Source organism: Silanimonas algicola, from assembly GCF_054777375.1.
This window is the reverse complement of record NZ_BAAHAS010000002.1, coordinates 724,399-746,212: the sequence shown is the minus strand read 5'-3', so window position 1 is coordinate 746,212 and position 21,814 is coordinate 724,399. Positions and strand designations below refer to the sequence as shown.

At 69.3% G+C, this 21,814-nt stretch carries 18 protein-coding genes and 1 tRNA gene; 7 read left to right on the top strand and 12 right to left on the bottom strand.

Going from position 1 to position 21,814, the window contains the following annotated elements; all coding sequences use genetic code 11:
• Both ACYVAK_RS08625 and hisS read right to left on the bottom strand, forming a co-directional pair.
• Positions 1–1,884 (bottom strand): HAL/PAL/TAL family ammonia-lyase, encoded by a 1,884-nt coding sequence (locus ACYVAK_RS08625; RefSeq protein ID WP_461059928.1) that lies wholly within the window; start codon positions 1,882–1,884, stop codon positions 1–3.
• A 1-nt stretch (position 1,885) separates the two neighbouring features.
• Positions 1,886–3,265, bottom strand: a complete 1,380-nt coding sequence (gene hisS, locus ACYVAK_RS08620; RefSeq protein ID WP_461059926.1) for a histidine--tRNA ligase — start codon at positions 3,263–3,265, stop codon at positions 1,886–1,888.
• Between the two features lie 175 nt (positions 3,266–3,440).
• On the opposite strand from hisS, the gene ACYVAK_RS08615 reads away from it, so the two are divergent.
• The 4 genes from ACYVAK_RS08615 to ACYVAK_RS08600 all read left to right on the top strand — a co-directional run bounded on the left by ACYVAK_RS08615 (position 3,441) and on the right by ACYVAK_RS08600 (position 8,341).
• Positions 3,441–3,517, top strand: a tRNA-Pro gene (locus ACYVAK_RS08615).
• 206 nt (positions 3,518–3,723) lie between these two features.
• Positions 3,724–6,477, top strand: a complete 2,754-nt coding sequence (locus tag ACYVAK_RS08610; protein WP_461059924.1) for a DUF2339 domain-containing protein — start codon at positions 3,724–3,726, stop codon at positions 6,475–6,477.
• The gene (locus ACYVAK_RS08605; protein ID WP_461059922.1) at positions 6,474–7,832 is read left to right on the top strand and encodes a DUF3999 family protein; all 1,359 of its coding nucleotides are present in this window, start codon (positions 6,474–6,476) and stop codon (positions 7,830–7,832) included. Before ACYVAK_RS08610 ends, ACYVAK_RS08605 begins: the two co-directional genes overlap by 4 nt.
• An 83-nt stretch (positions 7,833–7,915) precedes the next feature.
• Positions 7,916–8,341: a hypothetical protein gene (locus tag ACYVAK_RS08600; protein ID WP_461059920.1), complete on the top strand. Its 426-nt coding sequence runs from the start codon at positions 7,916–7,918 to the stop codon at positions 8,339–8,341.
• Here the strand turns inward: ACYVAK_RS08600 and argH are convergent.
• The 8 genes from argH to ACYVAK_RS08560 form a co-directional block, all read right to left on the bottom strand.
• Positions 8,338–9,630, bottom strand: coding sequence for an argininosuccinate lyase (gene argH / locus ACYVAK_RS08595; protein WP_461059918.1), 1,293 nt, complete (start codon positions 9,628–9,630; stop codon positions 8,338–8,340). The genes ACYVAK_RS08600 and argH overlap by 4 nt on opposite strands.
• The gene (gene argC / locus ACYVAK_RS08590) at positions 9,627–10,580 is read right to left on the bottom strand and encodes an N-acetyl-gamma-glutamyl-phosphate reductase (protein WP_461059916.1); all 954 of its coding nucleotides are present in this window, start codon (positions 10,578–10,580) and stop codon (positions 9,627–9,629) included. Before argC ends, argH begins: the two co-directional genes overlap by 4 nt.
• Positions 10,577–11,179 (bottom strand): GNAT family N-acetyltransferase, encoded by a 603-nt coding sequence (locus ACYVAK_RS08585; RefSeq protein ID WP_461059914.1) that lies wholly within the window; start codon positions 11,177–11,179, stop codon positions 10,577–10,579. Before ACYVAK_RS08585 ends, argC begins: the two co-directional genes overlap by 4 nt.
• Positions 11,176–12,495 carry an acetylglutamate kinase gene (locus tag ACYVAK_RS08580; RefSeq protein WP_461059912.1) on the bottom strand — a complete coding sequence of 440 codons (1,320 nt, stop codon included), beginning with the start codon at positions 12,493–12,495 and terminating at the stop codon, positions 11,176–11,178. Before ACYVAK_RS08580 ends, ACYVAK_RS08585 begins: the two co-directional genes overlap by 4 nt.
• A complete protein-coding gene (locus ACYVAK_RS08575; protein ID WP_461059910.1) occupies positions 12,492–13,589 on the bottom strand; it encodes an acetylornithine deacetylase in 1,098 nt (365 codons plus the stop codon). Before ACYVAK_RS08575 ends, ACYVAK_RS08580 begins: the two co-directional genes overlap by 4 nt.
• The gene (locus ACYVAK_RS08570; protein ID WP_461059908.1) at positions 13,586–14,776 is read right to left on the bottom strand and encodes an argininosuccinate synthase; all 1,191 of its coding nucleotides are present in this window, start codon (positions 14,774–14,776) and stop codon (positions 13,586–13,588) included. The genes ACYVAK_RS08575 and ACYVAK_RS08570 overlap by 4 nt, the downstream gene beginning before the upstream one ends.
• Positions 14,777–14,840: 64 nt before the next feature.
• The gene (locus tag ACYVAK_RS08565; protein WP_461059906.1) at positions 14,841–15,851 is read right to left on the bottom strand and encodes an N-acetylornithine carbamoyltransferase; all 1,011 of its coding nucleotides are present in this window, start codon (positions 15,849–15,851) and stop codon (positions 14,841–14,843) included.
• Positions 15,852–16,163: 312 nt separating this feature from the next.
• A complete protein-coding gene (locus ACYVAK_RS08560; RefSeq protein WP_461059904.1) occupies positions 16,164–16,724 on the bottom strand; it encodes a glycine zipper 2TM domain-containing protein in 561 nt (186 codons plus the stop codon).
• Positions 16,725–16,855: 131 nt separating this feature from the next.
• On the opposite strand from ACYVAK_RS08560, the gene cysS reads away from it, so the two are divergent.
• The 3 genes from cysS to ACYVAK_RS08545 are packed head-to-tail and all read left to right on the top strand — an operon-like array spanning position 16,856 to position 20,564.
• On the top strand, positions 16,856–18,268 hold the full coding sequence (gene cysS, locus ACYVAK_RS08555) for a cysteine--tRNA ligase (RefSeq protein WP_461059902.1): 1,413 nt from the start codon (positions 16,856–16,858) through the stop codon (positions 18,266–18,268).
• An 8-nt stretch (positions 18,269–18,276) separates the two neighbouring features.
• On the top strand, positions 18,277–18,723 hold the full coding sequence (locus ACYVAK_RS08550) for a SufE family protein (RefSeq protein WP_461060528.1): 447 nt from the start codon (positions 18,277–18,279) through the stop codon (positions 18,721–18,723).
• The gene (locus tag ACYVAK_RS08545; RefSeq protein WP_461059901.1) at positions 18,720–20,564 is read left to right on the top strand and encodes a DUF885 family protein; all 1,845 of its coding nucleotides are present in this window, start codon (positions 18,720–18,722) and stop codon (positions 20,562–20,564) included. Before ACYVAK_RS08550 ends, ACYVAK_RS08545 begins: the two co-directional genes overlap by 4 nt.
• 46 nt (positions 20,565–20,610) lie before the next feature.
• Here the strand turns inward: ACYVAK_RS08545 and ACYVAK_RS08540 are convergent, their stop codons facing one another.
• Entirely contained in the window at positions 20,611–21,015 is a 405-nt protein-coding gene (locus tag ACYVAK_RS08540; protein ID WP_461059899.1) for a RidA family protein, read from the bottom strand.
• Between the two features lie 14 nt (positions 21,016–21,029).
• A complete protein-coding gene (locus tag ACYVAK_RS08535; RefSeq protein WP_461059897.1) occupies positions 21,030–21,752 on the bottom strand; it encodes an SDR family oxidoreductase in 723 nt (240 codons plus the stop codon).
• Between the last annotated feature and the right edge of the window lie 62 nt (positions 21,753–21,814).

Below are 21,814 nucleotides of genomic sequence, written 5' to 3'. Positions count from 1 at the left end.
TCAGCGCGCCAGCCACGCCTCGACGAAAGCCACGGCGGCAGCAACGTCGCCGTCGAGGGCACGGTCCTTGCCGAGGAACGCTACGTGCGCACGGAACGCCGCGTGCAGTTCCGCGGTCGCCGTGCCCGGCGCGAAGCCGGGGGACGATGCCAGCTCGGCACGCAGCGCGTCGCACTCGGCGAGGAATTGCGGACGCTGCGGGTGCGGGTCCGGCGGGGCATTGCCGACCTTGGAGGCGAACGTCGCGAGGTCTGCCTCGCGGGCCAACCGCCGCGCGGCTTCGATCATGTCCCGGCGGAAATCCAGCGCCTGCGCGGCCGTCATCAGTTCGAGCGCCAGCACTTTCGCCAGGTCGGCGCTCATGTCGAGCACGTGGCGACCCTCGTTCGCCCCCATCGAGACGTGGTCCTCGGCGTTCGCACTGGTCGGCACCGAGTACACCGTGGCCGGGTGCGCCCGGGAAGCAAGGTCGTTGACGATCGCCGCGGCGGTGTACTGCACGATCATGTAGCCCGAATCGGTGCCGTCCTCGTTACCGCTCAGGAACGCCGGTAGCCCGTCGTTCGTGGCGGGGTCGACCAGTTTGTTGAGTCGACGCTCCGAGATCGAGGCCAGCACCGGAATCGCGGCCTTGACGTAACTCATGGCCAAGGCGATCGGCATTCCGTGGAAATGGCCGGCGGAAACCACCTGGTCCTCGATGAATCTCGCGCCTTCGAAGTCCGGGAAGATCAGCGGGTTGTCCGTGACCGCGTTGAGCTCGACGTCGACCACACGCTGCAGCTGGGCCAGCGCATCGCGCACGGCGCCGTGCACCTGCGGCGCGCAGCGCAGGCTGTAGCTGTCCTGCGGCTGGTGTTTCTTGCCGCCGCGGAACGGCTTGAAGCGCTGGTAGAAGCGCTCGCGGCCATGGCGCTGGTCGGCCGGCACCCAGTCCCAGCCGATGTCGAAGCTGAAGCGCGCAAGCGAGGCGCTAGGCCAGCTCGACGGAAGCCATGGCCGGGCGCGCGGCACGAGGTGGTAGGCGATGTCGGCGAGCGTGGAGTCTTCGAGCAAGACCCGCAGGTTGTCGGCGCTGGCCACCTGCCCCGGATGAGGGCGCAGCGCGTGGACGTGCGCGTCGAACGCACGCCGTCGGCCGGCGAAGGCGTCGATCGTCATTGCCGCGCAGCGGTCGGCGAGATCCACGAGCTTCTCGAGGCGATCGGCGCACAGCACGGCGGTGGCGAGCATCTGCGCCGTGCCGTTGTTGAGGGCGAGACCTTCCTTGTAGGAGAGGCGGATCGGCGACAGCCCGGCCCGCTTCAGTGCTTCCCCACCCGGCAGGCGTTCGCCGCGGAAGAAGGCCTCCCCCTGCCCCAGCAGGACGATGGCGAGGTGCGACAGTGGGGCGAGGTCGCCGCTTGCACCCACCGAACCCAGCTTCGGCACCACGGGGACGATCCCGGCGTTGAGCATCGCGGCATAGGCTTCGAGCGTGCTCGAGCGCACGCCGGAGTGCCCTTTCATCAGCGTGTTGATGCGGATCACCAGCATCGCGCGCACCACGTCCTCGGGGAAGGGTTCGCCAAGGCACACCGCATGGGTGGTGATCAGGTTTTCCTGCAGCTCCTCGTGCAGCGTCGTCGCCGTATCGCCGTCCCCTCGGACGCGGTGCCCACCCAGGAGGCGATCGGCGTTGCTGCCGAAGCCGGTCGACACCCCGTACAAGGGCTCCTGCCGGCGCACCTGCTCGGCCAGGAAATCGGCGGTACGCTGGACCGCACGGAGCTGCGCGACGTCGAGAACAACCGATGCGCCGCGTGCGACGGCGACGACCTGCTCCCGGGTCAGCGAAGCCCCGTCGAGCCGGATGGGGGCGGCGCCCGGCAAGGGAGGCGCCACGTCAGCGTCCCGCGAGCGCGCGCTGTTGCGCCAGTTCGACTTTGAGCGCGGCGACGAGCTCCGACTCCACCACCTCGAACTGCTCGTTTCGGCGAAGGTCCTTCACCGCGACGGTGCCCTTGGCCAGCTCGTCCTCGCCGCGCAGCAGCACGAAGCGGATGCCGGCCCGATCGGCGTACTGGAACTGCTTCGCGAGCTTCTTCGGCTCGAGCTGCACCTCGGCATTGATGCCACCGGTTCGCAGTCGACTGCCGAGCGCCAGGGCATCGGCGAGGCCGGCATCGTCCATGAGGGCCACCAGACACTCGACGCTGCTGTCGGCGGTGCCGATCAATCCCGCCTCCCGGAGCTGCCAGAACAGGCGCGTCACCCCGATCGAGATGCCGACGCCCGGCAGGTGCGACTTCGTGTAGTGGCTCGCGAGGTTGTCGTAGCGGCCACCCGAGCAGATCGAGCCGATCTGCGGATGGGCGTCGAGCGTCGTCTCGTAGACCGTGCCGGTGTAGTAATCGAGGCCGCGCGCGATCGAGAAGTTGATCGCGTAATCCGCCTCGGGCACGCCGAGCGCGCCGACCAGCGCAAGCACCTCCCGCAGCTCCGTGACGCCCTGCTCCAGCGTCGCGTTGCCGCCACCCAGCGCATCGAGCTTCGCCAGTGCGTCTGCATGGCCACTGGAACGCATGGAGACGAACCCAAGGATCTGCGTGACCGCATCGACGGACAATCCGAAACCCTCGCCGGTCAGCGTGTCGCGCACGTAATCGGCGCCGCGCTTGTCGATCTTGTCCACCTCGCGCAGCACTGCCATCTGGAGTGCACCATCGGCGACGCCAAGGCGCTCGAAGAAGCCACGCATCAGCTTTCGGTTGTTCATCTGGATGGTGAACTTGCCGATGCCGAGCTCGGCGAAGATCGCGTGGATCACCGCAGGCATCTCGGCGTCGTGGCGCACCGAGAGCGCGTCCTTCCCAATCACGTCGATGTCGCACTGGTAGAACTCGCGGAAGCGCCCACGCTGCTGCCGCTCGCCGCGGTAGACGCGCTGCATCTGGTAGCGGCGGAACGGGAACGCGAGGTCGTGCTCGTGTTCGGCCACGTAGCGGGCGAGCGGTACGGTGAGGTCGAAGCGCAGGGCGAGTTCGGGCAGGCCCTCTTCCTTCTTCTCCAACGCGCCGGTGGATTGCGCGAAGTACACCTGGCGCTCGGTTTCGCCGCCACTCTTCGTCAGCAGCACGTCGGTGAGCTCGAACACCGGCGTCTCGACCGGCAGGAAGCCGAAACGCTCGTAGTTGCGACGGATCACGTCGAGCACGCGCTGGAAGGCGATCTGGTCGCGGGGCAGCAGCTCCAGGACGCCGGGCGGTGTGCGGGGCTTGATCACGCGGACTCTCCGGGGAATATCGACAGGCCTGCGATTGTCGCAAATCGACCGCAAGGCGACGCAGTCGTGCGATGGCCCCGACCATCGGGCGCTTGGCCGGGGCCGTTCGCGTTCGACACTCGACCCGGGGGACTTGCGATGACCAGCAAATCCCACTATTCTTTGCGGCTCCCGTCGGGGTGTAGCTCAGCCTGGTAGAGCGCTACGTTCGGGACGTAGAAGTCGCAGGTTCGAATCCTGTCTCCCCGACCAAAGCTGCAAGCCAAACCCGCCGAAAGGCGGGTTTTGCGTTTCCGGCCCGGCGGCGCGCCCACGCACGCCACGGCGACCCGGTAGCGGAATCCGCACTGCCCCGTGCCGCCAAGCGCGACGCGCGCGCGGCTCGTCGACGCTTCGTTGACCTTTCCGCCCAATCGGGATGAACTGCCGCGGAATTCACGCGCGGGGAGACGCGTTCAATGATCTGGGTGCTCGCTTTCCTCGCAGCCCTCATGGGTGCCGTCCTGGCCTCCGAGGCGGAGGCCCTGTTCGGCTTCGGTGCGGGCTTCCTGCTGGTGGCCGCGCTCGGTCTGCTGCATCGCCAGTCGCGTCGCATCGACGCACTCGCGTCACGTCTTCGCGAGTTGGAAACGCCCCATGGCCCGCAGCGCGAATCTCAGGCGACGGCCTTTGCGGCGCCCGCCAATCCGACGCCGGCGCCGATGACCTCCGCGAAGCCAGGGCCCGCCGAAGAACCGCCGCCGATACCGTCGATGGGCGACGCCGATCCTGCACCGGCGCCTGCCCCCTCACCCGCCGTCGAGCGCGCTGCCCTGCGCACCACGGCTTCGCGACCGCCCGCGTCCGAGCCCGACGCGGTCGAGCGCTTCGCCGCCCGCCTGAGGACGTTCCTGTTCGAAGGCAACGTGCCGGTCAAGCTCGGCTTGCTGGTATCCCTGTTCGGCGTGGCGGCGCTCATCCGCTATGCGGCCAGCGAAGGCTGGCTGACGGTGCCGGTGTCGGTGCGCTACGCCGCCATTGCGGTCGCGGCCATGGGCATGCTCCTTTACGGGCTCAAGCAGGTGCGCGAACGTCCCGCGTTCGGTCTCAGCCTGCAGGGCGGCGCCATCGGCATCCTGCTGCTCACGGTGTTTGGCAGCTTCCGCGTCCCTGGACTGTTGCCTGCCGGGCTCGCCTTCGCCCTGGTGTTGGTGCTGGTGGCCGGTGCCGCCGTGCTGGCCATCCGCCAGAGCGCGGTGTGGCTTTCGGCCATCGGCTTCCTCGGCGGTTATCTCGCGCCCATCCTGCTGTCCACCGGCAGCGGCAACCATGTCGCGCTCTTCAGCTACTACGCGCTGCTCAACGGCGCCGTGTTCGCGATGGCGTGGGTGCGGCCGTGGCGGGCGTTGAACCTGATGGGATTCGTCTTCACGTTCGGCGTTGCGGCGCTGTGGGGCGCGAAGTACTTCCGACCGGAACTCTTCGCGACGACGGAGCCCTTCCTCGTCGCGTTCTTCCTCATGTACGTGACGATCCCGGTGGCCTATGCGCTGAAGGGGCGCGAGCCGGGCAAAGTCGATGCGACGCTGCTGTTCGGCACGCCGCTGGTCGCGTTTCCGATGCAGGTCGCGCTGCTGGATGGCGAGACGATGCCACTGGCCTTCTCCGCGCTCGCGGTGGCGGCGGTCTACCTGCTGTTGGCCCTGTGGTCGCGCCGGGAGGCCAAGCTGCGGGTACTGGGCCAGAGCGCGGCCGCCCTCGGCCTCGCCTTCGCCACCCTCGCCGTGCCCCTGGCGCTCTCCGCGCGCTGGACCTCGGCCACGTGGGCACTGCAAGGCGTCGCCCTGCTGTGGCTGGGTCAGACGCAACAGCGGCGTTGGCCGCAGGTCGCGGGCGTGGGACTGCAGGTGCTCGCCGGCCTCGCCTACGTCGCATCGCTCGAGCATGGCGACGAGGGCATGGCCGTGCTGAATCCGCACACGTTGAACCTGCTGCTGCTCGTCCTGGGCGCCGGTGCCTGCGCGTGGTTGCTGGATCGCGCCCACGAAAACCAGCGTTCGACCGCCGGCGCCGTGCTGACCACCGCCGCACTTGGGTGGTGGTTCTGGGCGGGTGCGCGTGAAGTGGAACGCTTGGACAGCGTGTACACCTACACCACCACCGACCAGACGACCCTCGAACTGGGGGCGGGCTGGCTGGTGTTCGTGGCGATCAGCGCCCTGCTGGCCGCCGGTCTACGGCGCCTCACGCCATGGCGCAAGCCGGCGTGGCTGCCGGCGCTGGCAATGCCCACGGCGGTGTTCGCCGTCGTGGTGGCCGCCCTCGAATCGCCGTCGTGGCTGTCGCAGCCGCGGGGGTTCACCTTGCTGGCCCTGACGGCAGCGCTGGTGCTGGTGTTGCCGGCGTTGCGTGGACTCACCGGCCGGCGGGCGACGACCCACATCGCCGGGCTCGCGGCCTTGACGCTCGCTGTCGGCTTGGGCATTCGCGAGGGGCTCGAGGCCATCAACGCCGAGGCCCTGGGGGATGGCTGGCGATGGATCCTGCCGTGGCTGCCCCTGGCGGCGCTCACGGCCCTCCTGCTGCGGCGGCCGGCGCTGGCGGCGTGGCCGGTCGGCGATGACAGCGAGGCTTACCGGCGGGTCGCGCTGGGCCTCGCCCTGCTCGTGCTGGGCGGCGTGTGGGTCGTGACCCAGGCCGTCGCTGGCAGCGCCGCGCCGCTGCCGTGGGTGCCCTTGCTCAACCCTGTCGAATTGTTCCAGCTCATCGGGGTGCTGGGCCTCGCCGTCTGGCTCCGGCGCATGCCCCCGCGGGCCTCGACGCGCCCCATCGCGGCCGTCGCCTTGGGCGCCGCGGCGTTCACGCTGATGACGATGGCGACGCTCCGGGCGTCGTGGCATTGGGGCGCGGAGGGTTCGGCCGGTTCCCCGTGGATCAGCGCCGTCGATTGGCTGGACGTCGCCTCGTGGACGTCGTCGCAGGCGGCCCTGAGCGTGGTCTGGTCGCTGGCCGGCGTGATCTGCTGGGTGACCGGGTCGCGCCGCGGCAGCCGATCCTTGTGGACCTACGGCGCGCTGCTGCTCGCCATGGTGCTACTGAAGCTCCTGCTGGTGGATCGCGCGAACCTCGGCGACCTGCTTGGCATCGTGTCCTTCCTGACCGTCGGCGGCCTGCTGGTCGTCGTCGGCCGTCTCGCCCCCCGCCCCCCGAGCCGCCCTGAGGCCATCGAATGATCCGTGCCACCCCCCGCCACCGAGGGCTGCTCCTGGCGGCAGCCTTGTTCTGGACGCCGGCCCACGCGGCAGACGCGGATTTCGCGCTGGCCTTTCCGATCGAGGCGCCGGCGGACGCACCGGTGTTCGCCTTCGAGTTGCCGGCCGAGGCCTACGCCACGCTGACCACCTCGGACCTGACCGACCTCGTCGTGGTGGATGCGCAAGGGCGCGAGCAGCCGATCACCCTCCAGCGCCCGCCGCCGCCCGCGCCGCCGCTGGCGCCCCAGGTCCTCCCGCTGGCGCTGCCGCTCGCGGTGCCCGGCGACGCCACGGCGACGTCGGGGGGGTGGGAACTCCACGTGCGCCGCGATGCGCAGGGCGGACTGGCGGCCTTGGACCTGCAAAGCGCCGAAGGCGGGCAGACCAGCGCCGGAGCAGCGGAATGGCTGGTCGATGTCGGCGGCGAATCACGCGAGGGCATCGATGGGCTGCGCCTGACGCCGCGGGATGACGCCGACTTCCGAACCCTCGTCGACGTGCGCGGCTCCGACGATCTCGTGCACTGGCAGCCCCTCCAATCGGCCCTGCCCCTGCTGCGCGCTTCCGGCGACGGTCGCCGCATCGAGCGGCTCGACCTGCGTTTCCCCCGCAGCACGCACCGCTACCTCTCGCTGCGTCCGGTGACCGGCGAGGCGCCTCTGCCGACGGTCGCGGCTCTGGAGGGGCTGCGTCGGCGCGATGCGGAGCCGGCGCCCTTGGCGACTCGAGTGCTCGACGCCAATGCCGTTTCGGAGGACGGACGCACGGTCGAATTCCCTGCCATCGGCCCCCTTCCCATCCAGCAGGCCGACGTGAAGCTCGCGGGGCGCGACGGGATCCTCGAGTTCCGCGTGGAGGAGCAAATCGGGAACCGATGGCAGCCGGTGTCCTCCGGAACGGCATGGCGGCTGACGCTGGGTGGGGAGACCCTGGAAGCCGCGCCCGTGCCGCTGTGGCGCAGCGGCGCTGGTCGCCTTCGGCTCCAGTTGCAGCAATCGGCCCCGCCCCCTCGACTCGTCCTGGGCTACGCCCCGGACCGCGTCATCGTCATGGCCAACGGCACGCCGCCCTTCCGCGTGCTGGCGGGCAGTGCCCAGGGGCGGCGCAACGCCGTGCCGCTGGGGGATCCCCTCACGGCGCTCCATGAGCGCCAGGGACAACACTGGCAGCCGCCTTTGGCGACCCTCGGACCGGCCCGGATCCTGGCCGGGGCCGCGGCCCTGTCGCCCCGGCCCGATCCCGGCCGCTGGAGCCTCTGGGCCGTCCTGGGAGCGGGGGCCCTGCTGGTCGGTGGACTCGCATGGCGGCTCCTGAGGACCGCGCCCGCCAGTTGATTGCATTGGAAACGTTCATCCGGGAGGCAGGCAATACGTGACAGACTTCGCGTATTGACAGTTATTGACACCCCGGAGGAGCCATGGACGCGAGCGCCCCGATTCCCCACGTCGACGCCTTCGATATCTCCGCGCGCGGCCGCATCGCGGCCCACAGCGGTTGGCACCGCGCCGAGCGGCGGGTGAATGCCCTCGCCTTGCGGACGGATCCCGACGGCGGGGCGGCGCCGACCCAACCGGCATGGTCTCCGCTCGTGCTGGCCCTGGGCGGGCGCCTCGTCCTCGCGAATCTGAAGGCCGTTGAACTCAAGCCGACGCTCGATGCCGTGAATCGCATCATCGATGCCCTCAACGCGTTGCCGGAGGATGCGAGCTTCGCCGACCTCGAACGTTCGCTGGGTCTTCGCGAGCCGCGCGAATCGCACGACCGCATCGGCGATGCGATGAGTCGCGTGCTCCGCGCGTTGGAGTCACGGCGGATCGACGCGAACCCGCCCACCGTGCGCTAGGACCCCGACGTCGACCAGCGGTTGGCGAGACGCGCCACGCGGAGGTCGCCCGCGGCGCCCGGCGACAGCCGTGCCTCGAGGCTGGCAAGCGGATCGCGATCCGCCCACTGGGCAGGGTCGGCCGCCTGACGATAGGCGTCGCGGAAAGGAACGCCTCGCGCCGAGAGCTCGACCGCCAAGTCGGTCGCATACATCGACGGTTCGATGGCCGCGCGCATGCGGTCCGGCTGCCATTCCATCGCCCGCAACAGCTCGGGCAGCAAGCCCAGCGCGGCGAGGCCACGGCCGAAGCCGTGCACGATCGCGCCCTTCGAGTACTGGAGGTCGCGGTGGTAGCCCGACGGCAGCGAGAGCAGTTGCTCCACTTCGGTCTTCGCCGCGGCGACGGAGGCGTACACGCCACGCATCAGCTCGACGACGTCGGGATTGCGCTTGTTCGGCATCAGCGAACTGCCCGTCGTGTACTTCGCCGGCAGGCGGACGAACGCGTACTCGGCGCTGGCGAACAGCGACAGATCCCACGCGAGCCGCCGCAGGTCGAGCAAGGCGGAGCCGAGGGCCTCCAGGGCGGCCAGCTCGAACTTGCCCCGGGAGAGCTGCGCGTAGGTCGCGGCGACCTGCATCCGGCCGAAACCGAGGGCACTGGTCGTATGGTCGCGGTCGAGGGCGAGGTTCACGCCATAGCCGGCGGCCGAACCGAGCGGATTGGCGTCGATCCAGCGCGCGGTGTCACGAAGGCGGTCGGCGTCGTCGAGGAAGGCTTCGGCCCAACCCGCCCACCACATGGCCGCACTGGAGACCATCGCGCGCTGCAGGTGGGTGTAGCCCGGCAGTGGCATCGCCGTCTCGCTCGTCGCACGCTCGATCGCGATCCCCGCGGCCGCGTGGGACAAGGCCGCCGCATGGGCGAGACGGTCCTTCAACCAGAGGCGCGTCGCCACCAGCACCTGGTCATTGCGGCTGCGCCCGGTGTGGATCTTCTTGCCCACATCGCCGAGGCGTTCGATCAGGCGTGCTTCGATGGCGGAATGCATGTCCTCGAAGCGATCATCGAGCACGAACCGGCCGGCAGCGACGTCGGCATCGAGCTCGGCGAGCTCGCGAGCGATCGCGGCAAGCTCGTCCGCGGCGAGGATGCCGATGCGCTCGAGTCCCTCGGCGTGTGCGCCACTGGCGCGGATGTCGTAGCGGATGAACTCGCGATCAAGGACGACGTCGTCGCCGGCGAGGAAACGCTGGATGTCCGCGTCGATGTCCATGCCGGGCTTGGCCCACAACACGTTGCTCATGCTGCCCATTCCACGGTGAGGCCCGCAGTCTCGGCTTGGCCGAACGCGAGGTTGAGGTTCTGCAAGGCCTGCGTGGCGGCGCCCTTCAGCAGGTTGTCGAGGGTGCTGACCACCACCAGCCGGCGACCGTCGTCCGACAGCGCGAAGCCGCCGATTTCGACGCCGTGCCGGTTCGCGATGCGCGACACCCACGGCGCGCCATCGACCACCCGGATCAGCGGCTCGTCCGCGTACGCCGTGGCGTAGCGGGCGCGCAGGTCATCGAGCGGAGCAGCGTCGCGCAGGTGCGCATTGACGGTCATGGTGATGCCGCGGAAATGCGCCGCGACGTGCGGCATGAACTCGACGGGGTGGCCGAGATGCCGGGTCACCTCGCGCTCGTGCACGTGGTTCACCAGCGAGTACGGCATCAGGTTTTCGTGCAGCTTTTCGGGGTCGTTCTTGTCGCTCGGCGTCGTCCCGGCGCCGCTGTAGCCGGACACCCCGAAGCACTGCGAGGGTCCGTCGACGAGATCGAGGATCGGGGCAAGCGCCATCTGCATGGCGGTGGCATAGCACCCGGGATTGCTGATGCGGCGGGCGCCGGCCAGTGCCGCACGGTTCCGCTCGGGCAGGCCGTAGGTCCACGCGCCGTCGAAACGGAAATCCGCCGAGAGATCGACGATCACCATGCCCGGGGCGGCGGCGTCGATGGCGGCCACGTACGGCGCGGCCAGCCCGTTCGGCAAGCCCAGCACGACGGCCTCCACGCCGCTGGCCGCCACGCCCGCGGCGTCCAGCACCGAGTAGCGCAGTTCGCCGCGGTAGGCCGGCTCGTGGTCGGCGAGCCGCTGGCCCTCGCGCTCGCGCGAGGAGACGAAGGCGATCTCGAACGCCGGATGCGCGGCCAGCAGCCGGATCAGCTCGGTGCCGACGTGGCCGCGGGCTCCGACGAGGCCGACGCGGATCATGCGTCGCCTCCCGCACGGGACACCAGGTGCTTGAGATGGACGCGCACCGCGGGCCATTCCTCATCGATGATCGAGAACACCACCGTGTCGCGCCAATGGCCGTCGGGCATCTGCATGTGGTTGCGCAGGACGCCCTCTTCCTTGGCGCCGATCCTGACGATCGCGGCGCGGGAGGCCTGGTTCAGGGCATGCGTGAAGAATTCCACCCGACGGCAGCCCATGCTTTCGAAGGCGTGCGTGAGCAGCAGCGTTTTGGCCTCGGTATTGAGTCCGGTGCGCTGGACCCGCTTGGCATACCAGGTCCAACCGATCTGCACGCGCCGGTGCGATGCCTCGATATCGCCGAATCGGGTGCTGCCGACGATGGCTCCCGTCGCGTCCCGCACCACGAAAGGCAGGGCCCGACCGGCATCACGGAGCGCGAGGGCCTTGTCGACATAGGCCGCCATGCCCTCTGGCGCGGGGATCGCGGTGTATCCCGGCCTCCAGAGTTCACCGTCGCGCACCGCGTCCTCCAGCCCGGGAACGTGTTCGCGGGCCAGCGGCTCCAGCATCACGTGCTGGCCGCGCAGTGTGGGCACGGACGTCCACGCGCTCATGCCGCCGCCCCCAGCTTCAGCGTGGCCGGGCGCGTGCGGCAGTGCTCGACGGCGAAACGGATGTCGTCGAAGCCTTCGAGGCCGTACCAGAACACCGTCCAGGGGTCGCCCTTGAGCGCGCCTTCCGACTGGTCGAAGTAGAAGTCGTTGATCGGGTTGGTGCTGCGCGAGCGCCAGAACAGCCGCGTGGTTTCGGCGCGCATGACGTCCCACGCGGCACGCCCGAGGCCCTCGCCCTTGGCGTCGTCGGCGACGGCGAACTTGTCGAGGTGCGGGATGCCGTTCTCCTCGGTGAGCACCAGCGCGGCGCGGTAGTTGGCCGAGACGTAGATCCGCCACGGCGTCGTCGTTTCGAAGTAGTCCAGAGTGAGGGCGCGACCGAAGCCGGACTCGATCAGATGCTTCAAGCGCGGCAGGTCCACCTGGTCCCAGCGCTCGAACACGTGGATGGCCTCGCCGCGGCGCACCAGCGTGCCCGAGCCGCGGTGGGTGAACAGCTCCTTGGCCAGCTCGTCGGGCTTGGTGATCGACACCGAGGACGACGGCGGCAGCGCGTCAAGGAGGTCGGCGATCTGCTCGATCTTCACCCGCATGCCGCCGGTCAGCCATGGTGCGGCCATCAGGCGCTCGCGGTCGGTGCTGAGGTTGATCGAGTCGATCAGCCGGCCCTCCCCGTCCAGCAGGCCGCCGGTGCCGGTCAGGAAGATGATCTTGTAGGGCTGCAGCGACTTCACCAGCTCGTTCGCCGCCCAGTCGGCATTGACGTTGACGATCTGGCCGTCCCGGGTCTCGCCCAGCGAGCAGATCACCGGGATCGAATTCGCGCGGATAGCCGCCTCGACGCCGTCGCGCTCGACACGCTTCACGTCGCCGACGAGGCCCAGGCGCTCGCGGTTGACGATTTCGGCTTCGAACACCCCCGTCTGGATCGACGTGGCGCGCACGCCGGCTTCCTGCAAGGCATCGACGAGGCGCAGGTTCTCGCGCACCAGCACGCGGCGCACGACGGCCAGCACCTCCGGCGGCGTCACGCGCAAGCCATCAACGGTCTGCTTGGTGATGCCGGCGGCGGCCATTTCCTCGTCCAGCTGCGGGCCGGCACCGTGGATCACCACCGGCGTCAGGCCCACCTGCTGCAGGAAAGACAGCGACGAGACGAGCGATTCCATGTCGTCGCGCAGGATCGCGCCGCCGACCTTGACGACGGCGAAGCGCGCGGCGTCCACCGAGCTGAAGCGCTTCAAGTACTGCTGGATCTCCTTGGCGCTCGCCATATTGGAGAGCAGGCGGACGATCGTGGTGCGAAGGTCGGTCATGGCCGCGAAAACAGTCGGATCAGGTGGTCGGTGTACTGGCGGAGTTGGTCGAGGGCGACCCACTCGTCGGCGGTGTGGGCCTGGGCGATGTCGCCCGGGCCGAACACGAGGGCCGTCATGCCCGCCTGCGAGAACAGGCTGGCTTCGGTCCAGAAGTCGACGGCGTTGCCGATCGGCAGGCCCAGCTCGTCGGCGAGATCGCGCGCGGCGAGGCGCTTGGCTTCCGCCTGCGCGACGTCGCCGGCGGGCAGCGAGGGGCCATAGAACGTCGGTTCGTAATGTGCCAGCGCGGCCGGATCGGCGAGGCCCTTGAAGTGCGCGTGCAGCTGCGCGACGTCCATGCTGGGAAGCGGCCGGAAGCCGAAGCGAACCTCGGCGCTCGGCGCGATCATGTTGGCCTTGATGCCGCCTTCGACGCGGCCGATGTTGAAGCGCAGCCCAGTGAGGCCGCCGAAGCGCTGGTGCCCCTGCGACTCGACGAAAGCCAGTGCCGCTTCGCCCCAATGGATGGCCTGGTGCAGGGCCGAGAGCTTCAAGGCGTTCGCCGCCGAGGCGTGCCCGGCCTGTCCCTGGAATTTCATCAGCACCGAGGCGATGCCACGATGCGCCAGTACGGCCTCGCAGCCCGTGGGTTCCGCGACCACGGCTTCGGTGAAGCCGTGGCCTTGGGCGAGGAAACCGGCGATGCAGCGGGCATCGTTGGCTTCTTCATCGGTGGTGAACAGGAAGGCCGCATCCCCCGTGGTGCGGGCCGCGGCCGCCAGCATGGCCGCCGCCGCGCCCTTGATGTCGCAGGCGCCGAGGCCGATGGCGCGGTCGGCCGTCACGCGCAGCACGTGCGGGCTGGCCGTCCACGCCGGCGAGTCGGGCACGGTGTCCATGTGCACGTTGAACACCCGGGTCGGGTTGCCGCGCACGGCCAGCAGGGCCACCGCACCGGCGCCGAAGTCGGTCAGCTGGAAGCGGAAGCCCGGCAGGTTCGACTGCAGGTAGTCGAACATCCCGCCGGTGCCGATGGCCCGCGGCGGGTTGCGCGTGTCGAAACCGACGAGGGCGTCGAGGTGCGTCAGCGTGCTGGCGAGGGCCTCGCTCACCGGTTCACCTCGGCCCACAGCGTGCTGCTCATGCCGTACAGGCGGATGAAGCCCTCGGCCTCGGCCACGCCCCAGTCGGCGGCCTGCGCGTAGGTGGCGCCCTTGGCGTTGAGGATGTGCGGCGACTGGATGGCCACCGCGTCGACGCGGCCGCCCTCCGTGCGGAGGGTCACCGTGCCGTTGACCGTGCGCTGCGACGAGGCCAGGAAGGCTTCGACATCGGTCTTCAACGGGTCGTGGAAGAAGCCTTCGTAGACCAGCTCGGTCCACTTGCGGCCGATCTCCGGCTTGAAGCGGTTCTGGTTCTTGGTGAGCACGGCCTCCTCCAGCGCGCGATGCGCGGTCAGCAGCGCGGCGAGGCCCGGGGCCTCGTAGATGATCCGGCCCTTGAGGCCGATCGTGGTGTCGCCGGTGTACAGGCCGCGGCCGACGCCATAGGGCGCCAGCGCTGCGTTGAGCTTGGCAAGGATGACGTGGCCCGGCAGCGCCTCGCCGTTCAAGGTGACGGCCTCGCCGTTCTGGAAGCCCAGCGTGAGCTCAAGGGGCGTCGTCGGCCACTCGCTGCGCGGCGCGCACCAGCCCTTCGCGCCCGGGCCCGGGGCCTCCCAGCGGTCGATTTCGCCGCCGCTCATGGTCACGCCCAGCAGGTTCTCGTTGATCGTGTAGCTCTTCTGCTTGGCGCGCACGCCGAAGCCGCGGGCCTCGAGGTAGGCCTGCTCGTAGGCGCGGACTTCCTTGTGCTCCTTCTGGATCTCGCGGATCGGCGCGATGATGTCGTAGTCGCCCAGCGCCTTGATGGCGAGGTCGAAGCGCACCTGGTCGTTGCCCATGCCGGTGCAGCCGTGCGCGATGGCCTTGGTGCCCAGTTCGGCGCAGCGCTTCAGCGCCGCTTCGACGATCAGGTAGCGGTCCGAGACCAGCAGCGGGTACTGGCCCTGGTAGGGCTCGCCGGCCCAGACGAAGGGCTTCACGAAACCGGCCCAGATGGCCGGGCCGCCGTCCGCGGTGACGTGGCTGGCGACCTTCAGTTCATGCGCACGGGCTTCGATCCACGCCTTCTCCTCGGCGTCGACGCCGCCGGTGTCGGCGAACACGGTGTGCACTTCCCAGCCGCGCTCCTGGAGGTAAGGCACGCAGAAGCTGGTGTCGAGGCCGCCGGAAAAGGCGAGGACGATTTTCTTGGACATGGGCTCAGGGAAGGAAGGAGTGGGGAGGAAAGAGGGAGGCGGTATGCGGCGGGACTGGGGGCACTCAACCGCGCAACAGGCGGGCCATCACGGCTTTCTGCACGTGCAGGCGGTTCTCGGCCTCGTCGATGGCGATGCAGTTCGGCGAATCCATCACGCCGTCGGTGGCCTTCACGTTGCGGCGCAGCGGCAGGCAGTGCGAGAACAGGCCTTTGCCGCCGTCGCGCGTCAGGGCCATCTTCCGCTCGTCGACGATGAAGTGCTTGAGCGTATCGCGCATCGGCTTTTCCTCGGCCCAGTTCCCGAAGAAGGGCAATGCGCCCCAGCTCTTGGCGTAGACCACGTCGGCGTCTTTGTAGGCGGCGTCGATGTCATGCGAGACCTGCAGCGAGCCGCCGCTCTCGGCGACGTTCGCCTTCGCCCAGCCCATGTAGCGCTCGTCGAGCAGGTACTGCTCGTTCGGGCACAGCAGCGTCACGTCCATGCCGAGGCGCGTGGCGATGGTCAGCGCCGAGTTGGCCACGGCCGTGTTCAGGGCCTTCGGGTGGTAGGTCCAGGTCAGCACGTACTTGCGGCCGCGCAGGTCCTTGCCGAAGCGCTCGCGCAGGGCCAGCGCATGGGCCAGCTCCTGGCAGGGATGGGTGATGGTCTCCAGGTTGATCACCGGCACCGTCGCGTACTTCGCGAAGCCGGCCAGCACCTTGTCCTGCCGGTCCACCGACCAGTCGATGAACTTCGGGAAGGCGCGCACGCCGATGAGGTCGACGTAGCGGCTCAGCACCTTCGCCACCTCGGCGATGTGCTCTTCGGCCTCGCCGTCCATCACCGTCCCGAAGTCGAACTCGATCGGCCACGCGTCCTTGCCGGGCGCCAGCACCACGGCATGGCCGCCCATCTGGGTCGCGCCGATCTCGAAGCTGGTGCGCGTGCGCAGCGAGGGGTTGAAGAACACCAGGGCGATGCTCTTGCCGGCCATCTGCTGGCCGAACTTCGACGCCTTGAAGGCGGCGGCCTCGTCGAGGACGGCGTCGAGCTCGGCGCGGGACCAGTCCTGGGTGTTCAGGAAGTGCTTCATGGGTGGAGGCTCCAAGGAGGCGAATCGGGCAAAGCGGATTTCGGGAACGCAAAACGCCAACGCCCAGCGCGAGGCTGGGCGTTGGTGGTTTCAAAACAGCGAAACGAACCGGTTACCCAGCGACGTGGCGGGGTTCCGGTCGGCGCGCACGAGACGTCATCCCGGCGGCCATGTAGGCCGAGGTCAGGACGCCGAAGGCGGGCAGGAAGGGGAACATAGGGTAAGAAGGGTCGCAGAGCGGGCGGGTGCATGCAAGCCCCGGAACGACGAAGCGCCCCGAAGGGCGCCCCGTCCCGACCGTCAGGCGAGACCTCAGCGGTAGGCCGTGCCCTCGTCCACCGGGGTCACGGCCACGCGCACGCGCAGGCGGTCACCCGGGTCATAGGGCAGACGGGACATGTAGGTCTGGCCCTGGTGCACGTACTCGACATCATACGAGGCAATGCGGCGCTGCTCGCGCTCCACGTCGACCACGCGGCAGCCGGCGTCGCGCACCACCACGCGCTCGTTGTTCTTGTCGGCGTTGCGGCCGATCGCACCACCGATCACCGCGCCGGCCACCGTCGCGGCCTGGCGGCCGTCGCCGCTGCCGACGGTGTTGCCGAGGGCCGCGCCGACCAAGGCGCCGACCACCGTGCCGCCGTTCGAACGGCGGACTTCGCGGATTTCTTCACCACCACAGACCTCTTCCGGAACGCGGGTTCGGACGGTCTCGTAGATCGGGTCGACGCGGGTGACCTGCGCGTAGGCGTAGGAGACGTTCTCCTGGCCCGAGGCGTAGGACGGCGCGTAGTCGTCGCGGTACTGCGCCGAGGCGGCGCCGGTGGCGGCCAGGGTGGCAAGAACGAGGACGCAGCGCGGGATGCGGATCATCGGTGACTCCGGAACGTTCGGACGACCCGAATTCCAGCACCGGACGGCTGAACCGGGGCCTAAGATTTCCGTTAAGGCGAGGGAGGCCGTTGCTACACTCCGAGGCCGTGTTCAGTCAGCCCCGAGGCCCCGTGGCGATCCGTCTCTTCAACAGCTTGTCCCGACAGGTCGAGGACTTCCAGCCCGCCCATCCGGACCGTGTGACGATGTACGTCTGCGGCCCCACGGTCTACAACTATGCCCACATCGGCAACGCGCGCGGGCCGGTGGTCTTCGGCGTCCTGAGCGACCTGCTGCGACGCCACTACCCGAAGGTCGTGTACGCCCGGAACATCACCGACGTCGACGACAAGATCAACCAGTCGGCGATCGAACAGCAGGTGCCCATCACCGCGATCACCGAAAAGTTCACGGCGATCTACCGCGAGGACATGGGCGCGCTGGGCGTGAAGCTGCCGGACCTCGAGCCCCACGCCACCCACCACATTGGCGACATCATCGCGATGATCGAGCGATTGATCGCGAAGGGCCATGCCTACGCCGCGGACGGCCACGTGCTTTTCCAGGTGTCGACCTACGCCCAGTACGGCGCCCTCTCCCGCCGCAGCACGGACGAGATGCTGGCCGGCGCCCGCGTCGAGGTCGCCCCGTACAAGCGCGACGCCGGCGATTTCGTGCTCTGGAAGCCCTCCACCCCGGAGCTGCCCGGTTGGGACTCGCCCTGGGGCCGCGGCCGCCCGGGCTGGCACATCGAATGCTCGGCCATGTGCCACGCGCACTTCGGCGACACCATCGACATCCACGCCGGCGGCGTCGACCTGCAGTTCCCGCACCACGAGAACGAGATCGCCCAGAGCCAGTGCGCCAGCGGCACGACGTTCGCCCGCTGGTGGCTGCACAACGGCATGCTGACGTTCGACGGCAGCAAGATGTCGAAGTCCATCGGCAACATCCGCACGGTGCACGAGCTGCTGAAGGACTACCCCGCCGAAGCGCTGCGCTATGCCCTGCTCTCGGCGCATTACCGCCAGCCCCTCGACTGGTCGCCGGCCCTGATCGAGCAGAGCATCAACACCCTCGATCGTCTGTACGGGACGCTGCGCGACCTTGTCGACGTCGAGGCGGCCCCGGTACTGCCCGAGGCCATCGAGCTCGCCCTTGCGGACGACCTGAACACGCCCGCGGCGCTGGCGGAACTGTCGCGACTTGCGGGCGAGGCGCGGGCGGCGCAGCGCGAATTGGCGCAGGCATCGGGCGACGCCGCCGTGGCGCTGGCCATTGCGAAAACCCGCGGCGCCAAGGCCGAACTCCTCGGTGCGGGTGCCGCGTTGGGCCTGCTCCAGCAGCCCCCGGACGCCTGGTTCGGAAAAGGCACAGCCAACGATGACGATGCACGCATCGATGCCCTCGTCGCCGAGCGTAACGCCGCGAAGAAGGCCCGTGACTTCGCCCGCGCCGATGCCATCCGCGACGAACTCGCCGCCGCGGGCATCGTGCTCGAGGACACGCCGCAGGGCGTGCGCTGGTCGAGGAAGCGCGCATGAGCACGCCGATGCCGGCGCCATCCTTCCCGATCGAACCCACGCCGTCCGAGGCACAATCGGCCATCGCCGAGGAGTTCGGTTTCTTCGGCGACTGGACAGAGCGCTACCAGTATCTGATCGACCTCGGTCGCAAGCTGCCCGACCTTCCCGAGGCGTGGAAAACCGAGGAGAACCGCCTGCTCGGCTGCCAGTCGAAGGTGTGGATCGTCGCGCAGGGTGACGCGGCCCGGCTGGACTTCCACGCCATCAGCGACTCTTCGATCGTGTCCGGCCTAGTGTATTTGGCGCTGCGCGTCTACTCGGGCCGCAGCGCCGCCGAGATCCTCGCGACCACGCCCGACTACATCGCCACGGTCGGACTTTCGAAACACCTCTCCCCGACGCGCAGCAACGGGCTCGCCGCCCTGCTCGCGTTCATCCAAGACACCGCGCGTCGCGCCGGGAGTGCCCCATGAGCCTCCGATTGCTCTTCCTCGCCATCGCCACCGCGCTGATCGCGATACCTCGGATCGAAGCGCACGCCCGCCCGGAGGGAGAGGCGGCTGGCTCGGCGACTCCGGCACCCATCACCATCGATCCAGCGCGCTTCGCGCCGCCCCCCCTGTCGGAAATGCCCGAGCAGCCGGCCTCGCGGCTTCGACCGGTGGTCGCGCGTTATCGCGCCGACCGCGAGGCGCTCGAGCACGTGCGCTCGCTCGTCGACCGAGGCATCGAGCCACTCCATGCACCACGCCGTGCCCGGCTCCGCGCCGGCCTGGTCGCCGATTGGCAGGCCCGCCTCGCCGCGATCGATGCCGATGGACTGAACCAGGACGACCGCCTCGACCGCCTGTTGCTGCAACGCGATCTGGCGCTGGATGCGACGGCCCAGGCGTTCGCCAAGGAGCGCTACGAGGCCGTCCGTGGGCTGCTTCCGGGGTATGACGACCTCGTCGTCCTGCTGGAGGACCGTCGCGACCTGCGGCAGGCCGATCCGCGCCGTACGGCGGACACCCTCGAACGCGTGCGTCGCGATCTCGAGGCCCGCGCCCAACGCCTTGCAGCAGCTGACGGCGCCCCCGATGTCCCCCCTACCCTCGCCCTGCGCGCCGCGCAACATGCTGCCGCGCTGCGTCGTGGGCTCGCGGATTGGCACACCTACCAGTCCGGCTACGACCCGCAGTTCAGCTGGTGGGTCGACGCGCCCTACGCGGCCCTCGACAAGCAACTGGAAGCGCACGGCAAGCTGTTGCGCGACACGCTGGGCGGTGCCGCTGACCCGGAAACGCTGCGCGCCGACCCGATCGGCGACGCGGCGATCGCCAAGGCACTCGCCGCCGAAGGCATCGACTACAGCCCGGCCGAACTGATGGCGGCAGCTGAACGCGAACTGGCCTGGTGCCAGGCCGAGATGGACAAGGCCGCCCGCGAGATGGGCTCGCGTGACTGGCGCGAGGCGCTGGAACGGGTCAAGCAGCGCCACGTCGCGCCCGGCGAACAGCCCGGGCTCGTGGTCGAGCTGGCGGACGAAGCGGTGCATTTCCTCGAATCGCGTGAGTTGATCACGGTGCCCGACGGCGCGAAGCGCGACTGGCGCATGACAATGCTCACGCCCGAGTTCCAGCTACAGGCGCCGTTCTTCCTCGGCGGGCAGGACGTCTGGGTCGCATTCCCCACCGACGGCATGCCGCACGAGCGCAAGCTCAATGCCCTGCGTGGCAACAACCGTCACTTCTCCCGCGCGGTGGTGCACCACGAACTGATCCCCGGCCACCACCTGCAGCACTGGTACTCACAGCGCTACAGCCAGCACCGCGCAGGCTTCGACAGCCCGTTCTGGACGGAGGGCTGGGCCCTGTACTGGGAACTCCGTCTCTACGACATGGGCTTCGCGACCACGCCGGAAGACCGGATGGGAATGCTGTTCTGGCGCAGCCACCGCGCCGCGCGGATCCTCTTCTCGCTCGGCGTGCAGTCCGGCCGGATGACGCCGGACGAGGCCGTGGCGCTTCTGGTCGATCGCGTCGGTCACGAGCCCGAGAACGCCAAGGCCGAGGTGCGGCGCTCGATCGCGGGCGATTACGGCCCCCTGTATCAGGTGGCTTACCTCGTCGGCGGCTGGCAGTTCCGCGCCCTGCACGAGGAGCGCGTGACCCGCGGCGGATGGAGCGAGCGCGAGTTCCACGACCGGGTGATGCGCGAGGGTTCGATGCCGATCCGCTATCTGCGCGAGCGACTGTTCGACCGCGTCGGAGCCCAGGCCCCGGGGGGCAATTGGCGCTTCCTCGACAGTCCGGCCAACGCCAGCGCGCGCTGATCGGGCTCGGGCTTCGCCCTGCGATGACCGGTACCCTCCCACGACGTCAATCAGGCAGCCTGACGACCAGTTCCATCTCGACATGCAACTCGGGGGCTGCCAGGGCTGGCACGCCCACGCCCGTGATGCAGGGCTGGGCGCCTTCGAAAGTGGCCAGGAAGGCAGGCATGAGGGCATCGAGTCGTTCCGGCGTCAGGTCGACGACATAGAGGCGCGCGAGGACGATGTCACGGGGCGACGTCCCCAGGGCGTCCAGCGCCGCCTTCCCGTTGATGGCCACGATCCGCATCTGCTCCACCAGACTCGCAGGGACAGGGCCTCCGCCGGGCCGCCAGGCGACCTGGCCGGAAACATAGGCCATCCGGCCGGGAGCGACGATCGAGATCTGCGAGTACCCCAGCTCGGCGGTATCCGGCAGGGATGGCGGGTTGAGGCGGGTGATCGGATTCATCGGGGGGCTCCGTCTCAGTGCGGCGCGGCGGTAGGCCGGATGGTGATTTCGGTGGTATCGACGTGGTGCGGCGCCTCGATCACCTGCCGGACGGCGCGCGCGATGTCGCCGGGCTGTAGCGCGATGGCGCGGTAGGCCCGGATCGCCGCTGCCGTCTCGGCATGGGTGATGGTCGAAGCAAGCTCGCTCTCGACGACCCCGGGATTGACGCAGGTCACCCGGATGCGGGGGCTCTCCTGACGAAGGCCGTCAGAGATGGCGCGAACCGCGAACTTCGTGGCGCAGTAAACCGCCGCCGTCGGCACCACCGCCAAGGCGCCGATCGACCCGATGTTGATGATCTGGCCGGCCCCCTGCGACTCCATCACCGGCAAGACGGCGCCGATGCCCCACAGGACGCCCTTGATGTTGACGTCGACCATGCGTTCCCATTCGTCCACCTTGCACGCCGACATCGGCGAGAGCGGCATCACGCCGGCGTTGTTGACGAGAACATCGATGCGTCCCCAGGTCTCGACGGCGAAGGCGGCGAATCCCTCCATCGATCGGCGGCAGGTGACGTCGAGGCATCGGGCTTCGGCGATGCCACCGGCCCAGCGGATGTCCTCCGCGATCGCCTGGATGCGCTCCACCCGGCGCGCCCCGAGCAGGACCTTGGCGCCCGCGCCCCCCATCTCCCGCGCGATGCGCTCGCCGATGCCGCTGGATGCGCCCGTGACCAGAATGACTTTGCTCATGCTTACACTCCCTGCGTGTGTCCGGCAAAGGTGGGCGAGAACGATGAAGGGCGGTATCCCCG

Coding starts and splice junctions, on each gene's coding strand:
- ACYVAK_RS08535 (WP_461059897.1), bottom strand. CDS start 21,752: ATGAGCAAAGTCATTCTGGTCACGGGCGCATCCAGCGGCATCGGCGAG.
- ACYVAK_RS08545 (WP_461059901.1), top strand. CDS start 18,720: ATGAGCCTCCGATTGCTCTTCCTCGCCATCGCCACCGCGCTGATCGCG.
- ACYVAK_RS08540 (WP_461059899.1), bottom strand. CDS start 21,015: ATGAATCCGATCACCCGCCTCAACCCGCCATCCCTGCCGGATACCGCC.
- ACYVAK_RS08605 (WP_461059922.1), top strand. CDS start 6,474: ATGATCCGTGCCACCCCCCGCCACCGAGGGCTGCTCCTGGCGGCAGCC.
- ACYVAK_RS08580 (WP_461059912.1), bottom strand. CDS start 12,495: ATGACCGACCTTCGCACCACGATCGTCCGCCTGCTCTCCAATATGGCG.
- argH (WP_461059918.1), bottom strand. CDS start 9,630: ATGAGCAACGTGTTGTGGGCCAAGCCCGGCATGGACATCGACGCGGAC.
- ACYVAK_RS08565 (WP_461059906.1), bottom strand. CDS start 15,851: ATGAAGCACTTCCTGAACACCCAGGACTGGTCCCGCGCCGAGCTCGAC.
- ACYVAK_RS08570 (WP_461059908.1), bottom strand. CDS start 14,776: ATGTCCAAGAAAATCGTCCTCGCCTTTTCCGGCGGCCTCGACACCAGC.
- argC (WP_461059916.1), bottom strand. CDS start 10,580: ATGATCCGCGTCGGCCTCGTCGGAGCCCGCGGCCACGTCGGCACCGAG.
- ACYVAK_RS08600 (WP_461059920.1), top strand. CDS start 7,916: ATGGACGCGAGCGCCCCGATTCCCCACGTCGACGCCTTCGATATCTCC.
- ACYVAK_RS08610 (WP_461059924.1), top strand. CDS start 3,724: ATGATCTGGGTGCTCGCTTTCCTCGCAGCCCTCATGGGTGCCGTCCTG.
- ACYVAK_RS08560 (WP_461059904.1), bottom strand. CDS start 16,724: ATGATCCGCATCCCGCGCTGCGTCCTCGTTCTTGCCACCCTGGCCGCC.
- ACYVAK_RS08585 (WP_461059914.1), bottom strand. CDS start 11,179: ATGAGCGCGTGGACGTCCGTGCCCACACTGCGCGGCCAGCACGTGATG.
- ACYVAK_RS08550 (WP_461060528.1), top strand. CDS start 18,277: ATGCCGGCGCCATCCTTCCCGATCGAACCCACGCCGTCCGAGGCACAA.